Genomic DNA, 12,483 nt, shown 5'->3' on the forward strand with positions numbered 1-12,483 from the left:
AATCCCTCCGCCTCAGCTAGCACGGCCACACCTGAATGTCCGCACAACTATTGGTTGTGCGACACGGGCATTCGGTTGTTTGCGTCATCTGCCTGCGGTGGACTTCGATCCTCTCATGGCATTCGGCACGACAGTGCTCCGACAGGGTAAGCAGCGACGATCGCTGGGCAGGGAGTTCCGGTGGCTCTGGGCCGCCTACGCGGCCAGCGCATACGGTTCCGGATTCGGGCTCGGGGCCTTTTCCATCATCGCGGTGCTGGCATTACACGCGGGCCCGACGGCGGTCTCCGCGCTGTCGGCAGTGGGCCTGGCCGTGGGCGCGGTGCTGGCGGTGCCGCTGGGCCCCTGGGTGGAGGCGCGCCGCAAGCGCCCGGTGATGATCGCGATGGACATCGGCCGGTTCGCGGCGCTGGCGAGCATCCCGGCCGCCTACGTCCTGGACGTCCTGACCTACGCCCAGGTGCTGGTGGTGTCGGTGCTGGTCGCCACTGCCAAGATCGCGTTCAACGCCGCCAGCGGCGCCTACCTGAAATCGCTCGTGCGCCGGGAGGATCTGATCGTCGCCACCGGGCGCTTCGAGGCGACCAACTGGAGCTCGGTCACCGTCGCGCCCCCGCTCGGCGGCGCGGCGATCGGAGTCTTCGGCCCGGTCGTCACGATCGCGGGCGACGCGATCAGTTATCTGTTGTCCGCGCTGGGCATTTCGGCGATCGGCGGAGGCGAGCCCCGTCCCGCGGCCGCGACCGCTCCCCGGATGCGCATGACGGATCTGCTGGACGGCTGGCGGCACATTCTGTCCCATCCGTCGCTGCGCCCGCTGCTGTTCAACTCGAATCTGTGCAACGGGTTCATCATGGGCACCGAGCCTTTGATCGCGCTGCTCATGCTTCGCCAGCTGGGCTTCCCGCCCTGGCAGTACAGCCTCGCCTTCGCCGCGCCGTGCATCGGCGGGATCATCGGCGCCCGCAGCGCCGCCGCGCTGGCGGAGCGGTTCGGGCGGCACCGGGTCATGGTGGTCTCCGGTGCGCTGCGCTCGTGCTGGATCCTCGGCTGGGCGTTTGTGCAGCCCGGCTTCCCCGGGCTAGCGCTCGCGATCACCGTGCAGTTCGGCCTGGTCACCTCCTGCGGCGTCATGATTCCCGTCTTCTCCGCCTACCGGCTCGAACAAACCCCGAAGGAAGTCGCGGCCCGTACCTTGTCGTCCTGGTCGGTGTCCAGCAACCTGACCATCGCCGCCCTGACGGTCGGGCTCGGCCTGCTCGCCACCGTTGTCGGCGTGCGCACCGCGATAGCGACCGCCGGGGTCGCCATGCTGTTCACACCACTGCTCCTGATCCCCGTGCGGGCCACTCCGGCTCCGAACCCGGAGTCCGCGCCCGCGCCCAGCCGAAACTGATGTTCACATACCCCATCTGATGCGGATTCGGCCTGGTCCAGGCCAACGGACGTCGGGCCTCGCGGGCGGCCCTGACCGATCCGCCCGCGAGCACTGGCGAAGTTCAGTCGATCCACAAGCGTGTGTCGTGGGCCTGGATCAGTTCTCGAATTCGGGCCACGGCGGCGGCGGTCGGTTGAGCGGGGAGCCGGCGACCGTCGCGCAGTCGTATCGCCACGTCACCGTTGGCGGCTTCGGTCCGGCCGAGAATGAACTGATATGGCGCCAGCCGGGTTTCGCGTACCCGCGCACCGAGGCTTCCTGCTTCGCTCTCGACCACCCGTGCGCGCAGGCCCGCGCTCAGGCAGCGCTCGAGGAGTTGCTCGGCGTCAGGTTCCTGGACGGCGGAAACCGGCAGTATCACCGCCTGGACCGGGGCCAGCCAGGCCGGGAACGCCCCGCCGTGGTGCTCGATGAGGTGCGCGACCGCACGCTCGACACTGCCGATTATGCTGCGGTGCACCATGACCGGCCGATGCTTGGCTCCGTCGGCGCCGATGTAGCGCAGATCGAACTGTTCGGGTTGATGGAAGTCGACCTGCACGGTGGACAGGGTCGATTCGCGGCCCGCGTGATCACCGACCTGGATGTCGATTTTCGGGCCGTAGAACGCGGCCTCACCCTCGGCGGCCTCGTAAGGTATGCCGGACCGGTCGAGCACCTCGCTCAGAATCTTGCTCGCCTGCGCCCACATATCCGGTGCCGCAACGTATTTCCCGCTGGCGCTTGGCAGGGAGAGACGGCAGTGAGCGCCGGTGATTCCCATGGCCCGGTATGCGGAGCCGATCAGTGCCAGCGCGGCGGCAACTTCCTCGGCGACCTGGTCGAGAGTGCAGAAGATGTGCGCGTCGTTGAGTTGGATGCATCGCACTCGGGTCAAACCGCCGAGAACACCGGACAGTTCCGAGCGATACATCGCGCCGAGTTCGGCCATCCGCAGAGGCAGTTCGCGGTAACTGTGTGAGCGGGACCGGAACATCACCGCGTGGTGCGGGCAGAGGCTGGGACGCAGCACCACCTGCTCACCGCAGATGTCCATCGGCGGGTACATGTCGTCGTTGTAATGTGCCCAGTGGCCCGAGATTTCGTAGAGTTCTCGTTTGCCGAGCACCGGCGAGTACACGAGCTGATAGCCTGCCGCCCGCTCCGCGGCGCGGATGTACTCCTCGAGACTGTGGCGCACGATCGCACCGTCGGGCAGCCAGTACGGTAGTCCGGCCCCGATCAGTGGGTCGGTGTCGAACAGGCCGAGTTCTCGGCCCAGTTTTCGGTGGTCGTACACGTGGGTCTCCTGGCATTCGTAGGCGGATGACCACACGCAAAAGCCCCGGGCATCCGCCCGGGGCTTCGATTGGAATGGAGTCAGCGCGCCGGGACGTCGTCCGGCGTCGTGGTGAAGTAAGCGCGCTGCACGCCCAGCAGACTACCCCGCAAGCTTGCGGAGCACAACGACGAGACCACGACCGATCGTGAACGTCCCGGTGACGCACGTTCACGAGATGCCTTGGGCCGCCGAGGTTTCCGCAGGCCGGATCGGTCTGGTCGCGTGTACGGGACAACTTCGACGTGTCGGGGTTCGCAATCGCCGACCTCATCGGTCGGACGGCAGAAACCACGACTACGCCTGGGGGACAACATGCTTGTCGTGGTTTCTCCCGGATGCTTCTCAACCGGGTACTCGGTCCGGCTGATCACATCTCGGTACGTCGTGGACGGGTCGGCACCGATGGTCGGATGGTCAACGGTCGGGGGTGTCCAGGTCCGCGAGGGTGGTGTTCGCGCCGCAGAGGATGACGCAGACGGTTTCGTCGGGGTCGGGAACGTAGGTGCGGGTCGTGAGGGCGGCCAGGGCGGTGGCGCCGCCGTGTTCGACGGCGAGGCGGTGGTGGTCCCACAGGTGGGCGCGGGCAGTGCTGATGGCCTCGTCGGTGACCAGCAGTGAGCGGGTGTCGCAGGCCGCGGCGGCGGTGAGGGCCAACGGGGTGGCGGTGCGTGCGCCGAGCGAGTCCGCCGCGATCGAGTTCACCGGGACCGGCACGGGCCGTCCGGCCTCGAGGGCGGCGTGCAGGGCGCGGCAGTCCTCGGGTTCGACCGCGACCACACGTACTCCGTAATGTGCTGCGGCGGTAGCGATTCCGGCGTACAGTCCGCCGCCGCCGACCGCGACCAGTACCGTGTTCACGGCGGGCAGCTGGGCGTGGATCTCCTGCATCAGTGTTCCGGCCCCGGCCGCGACGAGGGGGTTGTCGTAGGCGTGGGATTGCAGTGCGCCGCTGTCGGCGGCGAATCGCGCGCAGGCGTCGGCGGCGTCGGCGTAGCTGTCGCCGACCTGTTTTACTCGTGCCCCGTATGCCAGGAGGCGGGCGACCTTGACCGCGGGGGCGTTGGCGGGGACGAATACCGTTGCGGTGATGTCGTGTCGGCGGGCGGCCCAGGCGCAGGCGAGTCCGGCGTTGCCGCCGGAGGCGATGGTGACGCCCGCGTCGGGCAGGGTGTGGTCCTCGAGGTGGGCGGCCAGGAAGTTCGCGGCCCCGCGCGCCTTGAACGTGCCGGTGTGCTGCAAGAATTCCAGTGCCAGCCACGGTGACCGCTCCGGGCCGCCGTCCGATACGGCCGGGGCGAGGGTGATCGGGCGGGTGTGCCCGTGGATGCGCCGGGCAGCGGCCTCGACGTCGTCGTAGCCGAGGCGGTCGGTGGTGTCCATGGCGCTCCTGCACTGTCGGCGGTGGTGAATCCGTGGCGTCGTGTCCGGCGCATCGTATGCCGGGACGCGGTCGGCCGGCCGGGGTGGGAGGCGGCGAACCTGTTCCCGTGGCATGGTGCGACGAGTAGGGTGCGAGTTCCGGATGGTTGTCGGGGCGGCATCAGGAGGGTGTTGAGTCGTGCGGGGACTGCGCGACGGCGCTGAACGATCTTGCGGCGGTGTACGAAGATCGTTTGGCGCACCGAGCGCAGCCACCCGGGGGAAAAGGTCTGCCGCGCAGCGGTATTCAACGATACCCAACGTAAACCCGAGACGTCCGGCGGCGACCGGCTAGCGTCTCGATGAGGACCCGGCGGCCGTGTGCGACAGTGCCCACCCGAGATCCCGGATGATGTCTTCGTAGACGCTGAGCTCATCGGACACGTGGTCGGCGAGTACGCGGTCGTCGTCGGCGGCGACCCAGCTCTGATACCCGGCGTAGTAGGCACGCACGCCCAGGTCCGCGAGCACTGCGGCTCGACGCGGATCGCCGAGGCGGTGATCCAGCGCCTGTTCGAGGGCGGTGGTGACGGCCGCGCGTTTGAACGCGGCGCGCTCACACAACTCCTGGCTCGTGGCCACGATCGGGTCGAGGGTGCGCCCGATGTTGCGATGGTCCTGGGTGTGCGCACCCGAGAGCGCCCGCACGCCCGCCGCCACCAGTTCCGTGGGTGTGGCGGCGTCGGGTGCGTCCCGCACGCCCGTGGTGACGAGTTCGACGAGTGTGGCCTGCCCTTGGAACACGATCTCGCGTTTGTCCGGAAACAGCCGGAACAGCGTGGTTTTCGTCAGCCCGGCACGTTCGGCGATCTGGGCGGTCGTGGTCGCGTCGTAGCCGTGTTCGGCGAACAGTTCGATTGCCGCGCGCAGCAACCTGCCGCGCGCATCCGGTTCCCAACGGCCCATGAATCCATCCTAGATGATGTTACTCGGTCACATCACTGCTAGAGTGATGTGACCGAGTAACATCACGGTTGGCGGTCGGCGCGGAGCCGACGTCACCGCATCAGCTACGAATGGAGAGCGCCATGCGCGTATTCATCACCGGTGCATCCGGCTGGATCGGTACCGCCCTGAGCAAGGAACTCATCGCGGCGGGGCATGAGGTCATCGGCCTGGCCCGCTCACATGCCTCGGCGGACAGGATCGAGGCTCTCGGCGGCACTGCCGTGCTGGGCGATATGTTCGACCACGATCTGATCGTGACCGAGGCGGCCGAGGCGGATGCGGTCGCGCACCTGGCCTTCACACTCGACTTCGCCGAATTCGAAGCGACGGTGGACAACGAGGTCGCGCTCCTGGGCAGGATCGGCGACGCCCTCGCGGACAGCGGAAAAGGGGTCATCGCCGCCTCGGGAACCCCGATCGTGCCGAACCGGCTCGCGACCGAGAGCGACCGCCTCGAGGTGGCCGGTCCCGTCGGTGCGCGGGCCAGGACCGCGAATGCCGTTCTGGCGCTGGCTGATCGGGGAATCCGCGCGGGGCTGGTGCGAATGCCGCGCTCGGTGCACGGTGCAGGCGACCGCAACGGCCTGATCACGGTGTTGGTGGGCCTGGACCGCCGGCTCGGCACGGCCGCGTACGTCGGCGACGGACGCAATCGCTGGCCCGCGGTGCACATCAGCGACGCCGCGCGCCTGTTCTACCTCGCGCTCGAGAAAGCCCCCGCCGGATCGGTACTGCACGCCGTCGGAGAAGAGGGCGTGCCGATGCGCGAGGTGGCAGAAGTCATCGCCGCGCGGACCGGACTGCCCACCGCCGCCGTGGACCCCGCACAACTCGGCGTATTCGGCGAACTGCTGGGCAGGGACCAGCCCGCCTCCGCCGAGGCGACCCGTGCGCTCATGGACTGGAAACCGACCGGCCCCACCCTGCTCGAGGACCTCGAGGCCGGGTACTACACCGACTGACCGCAGCGGCAAGTGTCGTGTTCACAGGCCCAGGCGGGTGACGGCGTTGTCCTCGAGGGGGTTGGCGGTGCGGATGTAGCCGTGCACAGTACGCGGGTTGGACCAGCGGCCCTGGCGCATGATCTCGCGGTCGCTGGCGCCACCGAGGGCGGCCTGGGTGGCGAATCCGGCGCGCAGGGAATGGCCGGAGAACAGGGATGGATCCAGTCCGGCGCGGGCGGCATAGCGTTTGACCAGTTCGGCGACCGCGCGACCGGACATCGGCGTCGCGCCGATTCCGCCGTGCCGGGACACCGCCGGAAACAACGGCAGGTCCGGATCGGGGAGGGTGGTCCCGGTGAATCCGTGGCAGCGGTGAATCGCCGGATCGGGCGCGGGCGCGGATTCGAGTCGTGCGGCCAATGCGCCGGAGCCGTACTGAAAGTGATCCTCGCGCAGGCGAATCCAGTCCGCGTACGCGCACACCGGGCAGGTGTGCGGGTGCCGTCCGCGCGGCAGGGCCACACGCTGCGCGGCGACGCCGGTGGGGTCGGTCTTGGTGGCGGGCAGCGCGATCAGCAGAATCGGCTCACCGGTGGCATGGTCGGTGTCCACCTGCACATCGCCGATGCGCAGGCCCGCTATTTCGCTGCGCCGCAACGCCCCGGCGAATCCGACCAGCAGGACCAGGGCGTCGCGGCGGCGGGCGGGTTCGGTGGGCCAGCCCGGATCGGGCAGACCCCGCAGCAGCTGTTCGAGGGTGTGCAGCAGCACCGGGCGTTTGCGGCGCGGCCGGCTGCGGCGGGTGCGACGGATACCGCGCAGAGTCAGGCGCACCACATCGGCGCGAGTGGGCGAGGCCAGGCCGTTGGCGGCGTGCACCGCGGCGATCGCGGCGCTCTTGCGTTCGAGCGTGGCCGCGCTGAACGCCCACGCGCCATCGGGCCGGCGGGCATCGGCCGCGGCGGCCAGATAGACCACCACGTCCAGCGGATCGGCCGGCAGCGCGCGACGCCCTTCCGGGGCGCACCACGCCGACCAGGCGATCCAGTCGGACCGGTACGCGCGCACCGTGTTCGGGGACTGGGAAGCCTCGAGATAACGTCCCAGCGCGGCGGCCTGCTCATCGTCGAACCGTTCGCGCACCTGCCGCAGTGCGGCGGCGTCGACCAGGACGCTGCGCACCCCGCGCCGCACCTGTGAGCGGACCTGCTCGGGTACCGCGACCTGTCCCGGCGAGCCGGCGTCGGGGGGTTCGGCTGCTGCGCTCATCGTTCGCCACCGTACTCCGCCGGTCCTGCCGAACCGGGCTCGGTCGCGCGTCGCAACGCGAATGTGGCCGGCGGGCCACGATGTTCACACGGTGATCAGGGCGCGGGGCTCGTACTGATCGATATCAAAACTTCGGGAATGCCGATGACACTGTGTGCGAAGCCGGTGATCCGGGACGCGGCTCCGGCCGGTACGGCGATACTGCCGTTGTGCGCGAGCGTCTTCGGGCGGCTTGCCCGCGATGCGCGTGCGGGTTTCGTGCCGGACAACCGCAGCGCCGGCCCGGATGCGTCATTGCCGGTAGGTGGCCAGGAACCGGCCGATGCGTTCGATGACCGCCTCGAGGTCGTCCGCGTGTGGCAGGGTCAGGATGCGGAAATGGTCCGGGCGCGGCCAATTGAATCCCGTTCCCTGCACGATGTGCACCTTCTCCTGCAGCAGCAGGTCCAGCACGAACCGCTCATCGTCGTGGATGGGGTACATCGCCGGATCGATGCGTGGGAACGCGTACAGCGCACCCTTGGGTTTCACACACGACACACCCGGGATAGCGGTCAGCGCCTCCACGGCGCGGTCGCGTTGCTCGCGCAGCCGCCCACCGGGCAGGGTGAGGTCGTAGATGCTCTGATATCCGCCCAGCGCGGCCTGAATCGCCTGTTGCGCCGGAACATTCGCGCACAGGCGCAGACCCGCGAGCATGGTCAGCCCCTCGAGATAGCTGGCCGCATGCTGGGTGGGACCCGAAACCACCATCCAGCCGGAGCGGAATCCGGCGCACCGGTATCCCTTGGACAGTCCGGAGAAGGTCAGGCACAGCAGATCCGGGGCCAGCGACGCGGTCGCGGTGTGGGTGAGGTCGTCGTAGAGGATCTTGTCGTAGATCTCGTCGGAGAACACCACCAGGTTGTGGCGGCGGGCGATGTCCAGGATCGGGCGCAGCACCTCGGGCGGATACACCGCGCCGGTGGGGTTGTTCGGGTTGATCAGCACGATCGCGCGGGTGCGGTCGGTGATTCTGGCTTCGATATCGGCCGGGTCGGGGCACCAGTCCGCGGCCTCGTCGCATACGTAGTGCACCGCGCGGCCGCCGTTGAGGGTGGTCGCGGCGGTCCACAGCGGGAAATCCGGTGCGGGAACCAGGACTTCGTCACCGGTTTCGAGCAGGGCGGTCAATGCCATCATGATCAACTCGGAGACGCCGTTGCCCAGGAACACCTCCTCCACGTCGACCCCGTGCACGCCGAGGGTCTGGTAGTACTGCACCACCGCGCGCCGCGGCGGCAGCAGGCCCTTGGCCGAGCTGTAGCCGCTCGAGGCGGGTAGGGCGCGCACCATGTCCTGCAGGATCTCCGCGGGTGCCTCGAAACCGAACAGCAGCGGATTGCCGGTGTTGAGTTTGATGACGTGATGGCCCTCGGCCTCCAGCCGCGCGGCCTGTTCGGCGACCGGGCCGCGGATCTCGTACGACACCCCAGCGAGTTTGCTGGACTGAGTGAGCTGCATGAATGTCCCTCCTCGAGATGACCTCCGGACACTGTACTTGGAAATTCCAAGTTTGCACTTGGTATTTCCAACCACTCGGCTACAGTGGGGGCGTGTCCCGCCGAAACTACGACCACTTCTGCTCGGTGAGCCGCGCCCTGGACGTCGTCGGTGATCGCTGGAGCCTGCTGGTGGTGCGCGAATTGACCTCGGGCCCAAGGCGATACAGCGACCTGTTCGCCGATCTGCCCGGCATCAGCACCGATATGCTGGCCACCCGGCTGCGCGAGCTCGAACAGGACGGCATCCTGACCCGCCGCCGCGTCGGCCCCCGCGCGGCGACCGCGGTCTACGAACTCACCGACTCCGGCACCGCGCTACGTCCGGTGCTCGAGGCGCTGTCGGCCTGGGGCACAACACGATTGGGCACGCGGCGCAGCACCGACGCGGTGCGCGCGCACTGGTTCGCTCTGCCGCTGGGCCGCGCGATCGCCGGGCAGCTGCCCGAGGGCAGGGCCACGGTGCACATCGGCGAGGCGGTGTTGCACTACGTCATCGACGACGGCATCATCACCCATCACGACGGTCCCGCCGCGGACCCGGACCTCGAGTTCCACCTGGACCTGGACGAGGCGATCGAGGTGGCATTGGGTACCCGGCCCTTGAACGGTCCGGCCGGCGAGCTCTGAGTGAGACCGGCGCCGCGCGGCCGAACGTACCGGCGCGAGGCAACGGCCCGGCGCGGACCGGATCGCCCGCCGGGCGCAGAGTTCGCTCGTGCGGGTGCGGGGCGGTCCCGAGCCGACCGGCTGCCGAGCGCACGACGCGACGAGTTCGCCTGTGCGCGTAGGGATTCAGTCGCGAGCGAAGAAGCTGCCGAGGAATTCGTTGCCGAATTTGCCCACCGGATCATATTTTGCCAGAAGACGTTCGAAATCCGTGTAGTGCTCGTAACGTTCGCGCAGGGTTGCCGCGTCGCAGGTGAACAGCTTGCCCCAGTGCGGGCGCACCGCGAACGGGCTCAGCAGCTCCTCGATCACGGGGAGCACGGCCAGGACCGCGGGCGTATCGTCGATCCAGGTGAAATGGAATGCGGCCGAATCACGTTCGGTGGCAGGGGACAACCACAGTGGCTCCGCGGCGATCGTGCGGATCTCGCAGGTTCGCACGATCGGGGCCAGCCGGTCGCGGATCGTGTCGAGGGCACGGTAGGCCGCCACGACCTCCTCGCGGGGAACGAAATACTCCGACTGGAGTTCACGACCGGTGCTCGGGGTGAAATCCATCCGGAAATGCGGCAGCCGGTGCTGCCAGGGGCCCGGTTCGCCCAGCTGGGTGGTGCAGTGCCGGGCGTCCATGCCCGGGACCGGGTGACGTGGCGTCTCCGCTCGTGCCGCGCCGAACCAGTGCGGCCCCGGAATCTGCGGTGTGCGTGGCCCTTTCACCCACACCTGATCCAGGTGATCCGCACGCCAGGTGGTGAACACGCTCACGCTGTATCCCGCGGCGAGGATCTCCTGCGCGTGGTCGGCGAACCCGTCGGCGGGCAGCCGGTCGAAGACGTACTGCGCCAGCTCGAAGGTGGGCACCAGATCCAGGCTCAACGCGGTGACCACTCCGAACCCGCCCAGCCCGACCACCATGCCCGCGAAATCCGGGTGCCCGCGCCGGATCTCGAGCAGATCACCGTCCGCGGTGACCAGGTGCAGACCCGACACCGACGAGGCCAGGCTCCGGTTGCCCACCCCCGAGCCGTGTGTCGCGGTGGCCACTGCCCCGGCCACCGAGATATGCGGCAGCGAACCGAGTGCCGGCAACGCGAACCCCGCCGCATGCAGTCGATCGGCGAAATCCCCGTACCGCAACCCGCCCGCAACGGTGACGGACGATGCGGCGGGATCGATCTCGACCCGGGGCGGCAGCCCAGCCAGCGAGATCAGCTCACCGGCGGTGTCGGCGATCCGATTGAACGAATGACCGCTGCCGAGCGCACGCACCTGCTCGGAGCCCGCGACCAGAGCGCGCACCTGGTCCACGTCGGCGGGACGATGCACACCGCGAGCCCCGAAAGCGATATTGCCCGCCCAATTCGTCCAGACCACGATCCGTCCTCTCCCGTACACACCTCGCTCACACACGCTAGCGTGGCTGCGATGCTCCGCCCGGCGTATCCGTTCCGTCGAGTGCGGTCGCCCATACCCGCCAGTGCCGTGCCGATAGCGTGGCAGCGTCCTCGAGTACAGCGCCACCACCGCCCGTAACCGGCGAGCCCGTGATGTGCACACCGCTGTCGGGACGGACAGCCGGATCGCCACGCTGCCGCAGACAGTGACCTCGAGGCGGTCCAGGGCCCGGAACGCCCCGAGCCGACCATCGGCCGGCCGTCGTTCCCGTTGGGCCGCAGGCGAACCGGTGGTTGTCGATGTCGACGGCATGCGAGAGTGTGTGCTATGTGCTCGCCACGAGCAACTGTTCCGAGGCCGCGGGACGCAGCCCGTCGGGACGGTCGCGGAAGTAACGGTCGGTCAGATCGGCCGCCGAGACGGTGCGGGCCTCACGAAACCCCGCCTCGAGTGCCAGCGCGCGGAGCTGGTCGGGATCGTAGAAGCTGATGAACGGCGTGCCCGACGAGCGGGCGCCGCGCTCGGCGAACTCACGCAGCCTCCGCTCCTGGGCGTCGACCCGATCGATCGGGAGCATATAGGTCATCACCAGCGACGAACCCGCCGCGAGCACGGAAATGCGTTGCAGGGTAGCGGTATTGGCCGCATGCGTCAGATACATCGACACCCCGGTGGAGGCCACCACCGCCGGGCGCCGTGGATCGAAACCGGCCGCGATCAGCCGGTCCCACCAGGACTCGGTCTCGAAATCGACCGGCACCAGCCGCAATCCGGACGGCGTGGGCAGGGCGAGTTCGTCGAGGCGACGACGCTTCCACTCCTGCGGGCCGGGCTGGTCGACCTCGAAGATCGTTATGGCCGAGGCGATCTCGGGACGACGCTGGGCCAGCGTGTCCAGGCCCGCGCCCAGCAGCACGTACTGCCCGACCCCGGCGGCGGCCTGCTCGGTGATCAGATCCTCGATGAACCGCGCCCGCGCCACGACGCCCGCGCGCATCGGACGGGTGGCACCGGGATCCATATCCGGGCGTTCACGCCAGCCGTCGGCTGGATCGACCAGGCGCAGGCCGACCTGGTCGCGCAGCACGTGCGGAGGCGGGTCGACCTCGAGGTGCAGCGCGCGCCACAATGCCACCCGCGCCGCGGTGTGTTCGGGCGCGACGACCTGTTCTGCGCTCATGCCGGATCCGCGGTCGTGCTCGCCGGGGCCGCCTGCAGGGTCCACAACCGTCCGTCCGGATCGCGCACGACCATCTCCCGGGTCCCGAAATGTGTGTCCTCGAATTCGGTGACGACCTCGGCGTCCGAGCCCAAGCGCACCGCCTCGGCATCGGGCACCGAAAGGACCAGGCGGGTGTCGGGCTCCTCGTGCGGGACCTCGGCGATGAATACCGACGGCCCCTGTCCGTTGCGGAACAGACCGGAGTTGTGGTCGGTGGTGAAATCGGTTTCGTAGCCCAGGGATTGCATGAACCGGGCGGCTCTACCCCAGTTACGGGTCGTGAGATATACGGCCGCGATACCGGTGGTGGTCACGAT

At 68.8% G+C, this 12,483-nt stretch carries 11 protein-coding genes; 3 read left to right on the plus strand and 8 right to left on the minus strand.

Features of this window, described 5'->3' with window-relative positions:
• Positions 1 to 115 precede the first annotated feature (115 nt).
• Positions 116 to 1,396 (plus strand): MFS transporter, encoded by a 1,281-nt coding sequence (locus NV1_RS20270; protein ID WP_067893869.1) that lies wholly within the window; start codon positions 116 to 118, stop codon positions 1,394 to 1,396.
• Between the two features lie 103 nt (positions 1,397 to 1,499).
• Here NV1_RS20270 and thrS read toward each other — a convergent pair whose 3' ends face one another.
• From thrS to NV1_RS20285, 3 genes are all read right to left on the minus strand, one after another.
• Positions 1,500 to 2,717: a threonine--tRNA ligase gene (gene thrS / locus NV1_RS20275; RefSeq protein WP_067893871.1), complete on the minus strand. Its 1,218-nt coding sequence runs from the start codon at positions 2,715 to 2,717 to the stop codon at positions 1,500 to 1,502.
• A 456-nt stretch (positions 2,718 to 3,173) separates the two neighbouring features.
• Complete coding sequence (locus tag NV1_RS20280; protein WP_067893564.1) at positions 3,174 to 4,139, minus strand: threonine/serine dehydratase; 966 nt, start codon at positions 4,137 to 4,139, stop codon at positions 3,174 to 3,176.
• A 330-nt stretch (positions 4,140 to 4,469) separates the two neighbouring features.
• Positions 4,470 to 5,084 (minus strand): TetR/AcrR family transcriptional regulator, encoded by a 615-nt coding sequence (locus tag NV1_RS20285; protein ID WP_067893566.1) that lies wholly within the window; start codon positions 5,082 to 5,084, stop codon positions 4,470 to 4,472.
• Between the two features lie 122 nt (positions 5,085 to 5,206).
• Between NV1_RS20285 and NV1_RS20290 the strand changes: the two genes are divergently transcribed.
• On the plus strand, positions 5,207 to 6,088 hold the full coding sequence (locus NV1_RS20290) for an NAD-dependent epimerase/dehydratase family protein (protein ID WP_067893873.1): 882 nt from the start codon (positions 5,207 to 5,209) through the stop codon (positions 6,086 to 6,088).
• 21 nt (positions 6,089 to 6,109) lie between these two features.
• Here the strand turns inward: NV1_RS20290 and NV1_RS20295 are convergent, their stop codons facing one another.
• Both NV1_RS20295 and NV1_RS20300 read right to left on the minus strand, forming a co-directional pair.
• Entirely contained in the window at positions 6,110 to 7,339 is a 1,230-nt protein-coding gene (locus NV1_RS20295; RefSeq protein WP_067893568.1) for a site-specific integrase, read from the minus strand.
• Between the two features lie 291 nt (positions 7,340 to 7,630).
• Positions 7,631 to 8,842: a pyridoxal phosphate-dependent aminotransferase gene (locus NV1_RS20300; RefSeq protein WP_067893569.1), complete on the minus strand. Its 1,212-nt coding sequence runs from the start codon at positions 8,840 to 8,842 to the stop codon at positions 7,631 to 7,633.
• Positions 8,843 to 8,934: 92 nt separating this feature from the next.
• On the opposite strand from NV1_RS20300, the gene NV1_RS20305 reads away from it, so the two are divergent.
• The gene (locus NV1_RS20305; RefSeq protein ID WP_067893572.1) at positions 8,935 to 9,510 is read left to right on the plus strand and encodes a winged helix-turn-helix transcriptional regulator; all 576 of its coding nucleotides are present in this window, start codon (positions 8,935 to 8,937) and stop codon (positions 9,508 to 9,510) included.
• Positions 9,511 to 9,675: 165 nt separating this feature from the next.
• On the opposite strand, the gene NV1_RS20310 is transcribed toward NV1_RS20305, so the two are convergent.
• The 3 genes from NV1_RS20310 to NV1_RS20320 all read right to left on the minus strand — a co-directional run bounded on the left by NV1_RS20310 (position 9,676) and on the right by NV1_RS20320 (position 12,480).
• Positions 9,676 to 10,923 (minus strand): FAD-binding protein, encoded by a 1,248-nt coding sequence (locus NV1_RS20310; RefSeq protein WP_067893874.1) that lies wholly within the window; start codon positions 10,921 to 10,923, stop codon positions 9,676 to 9,678.
• 346 nt (positions 10,924 to 11,269) lie between these two features.
• The gene (locus NV1_RS20315; protein WP_067893876.1) at positions 11,270 to 12,124 is read right to left on the minus strand and encodes a class I SAM-dependent methyltransferase; all 855 of its coding nucleotides are present in this window, start codon (positions 12,122 to 12,124) and stop codon (positions 11,270 to 11,272) included.
• On the minus strand, positions 12,121 to 12,480 hold the full coding sequence (locus NV1_RS20320; protein ID WP_067893573.1) for a VOC family protein: 360 nt from the start codon (positions 12,478 to 12,480) through the stop codon (positions 12,121 to 12,123). Before NV1_RS20320 ends, NV1_RS20315 begins: the two co-directional genes overlap by 4 nt.
• Between the last annotated feature and the right edge of the window lie 3 nt (positions 12,481 to 12,483).

This window comes from Nocardia vaccinii NBRC 15922 (genome assembly GCF_001613305.1).
Classification (GTDB): domain Bacteria; phylum Actinomycetota; class Actinomycetes; order Mycobacteriales; family Mycobacteriaceae; genus Nocardia; species Nocardia vaccinii.

Excerpts from the sequence above, each read along its gene's own strand:
- NV1_RS20270 (WP_067893869.1), top strand. The coding sequence starts at position 116 with ATGGCATTCGGCACGACAGTGCTCCGACAGGGTAAGCAGCGACGATCG.
- NV1_RS20315 (WP_067893876.1), bottom strand. The coding sequence starts at position 12,124 with ATGAGCGCAGAACAGGTCGTCGCGCCCGAACACACCGCGGCGCGGGTG.
- NV1_RS20290 (WP_067893873.1), top strand. The coding sequence starts at position 5,207 with ATGCGCGTATTCATCACCGGTGCATCCGGCTGGATCGGTACCGCCCTG.
- NV1_RS20285 (WP_067893566.1), bottom strand. The coding sequence starts at position 5,084 with ATGGGCCGTTGGGAACCGGATGCGCGCGGCAGGTTGCTGCGCGCGGCA.
- NV1_RS20295 (WP_067893568.1), bottom strand. The coding sequence starts at position 7,339 with ATGAGCGCAGCAGCCGAACCCCCCGACGCCGGCTCGCCGGGACAGGTC.
- NV1_RS20280 (WP_067893564.1), bottom strand. The coding sequence starts at position 4,139 with ATGGACACCACCGACCGCCTCGGCTACGACGACGTCGAGGCCGCTGCC.
- NV1_RS20300 (WP_067893569.1), bottom strand. The coding sequence starts at position 8,842 with ATGCAGCTCACTCAGTCCAGCAAACTCGCTGGGGTGTCGTACGAGATC.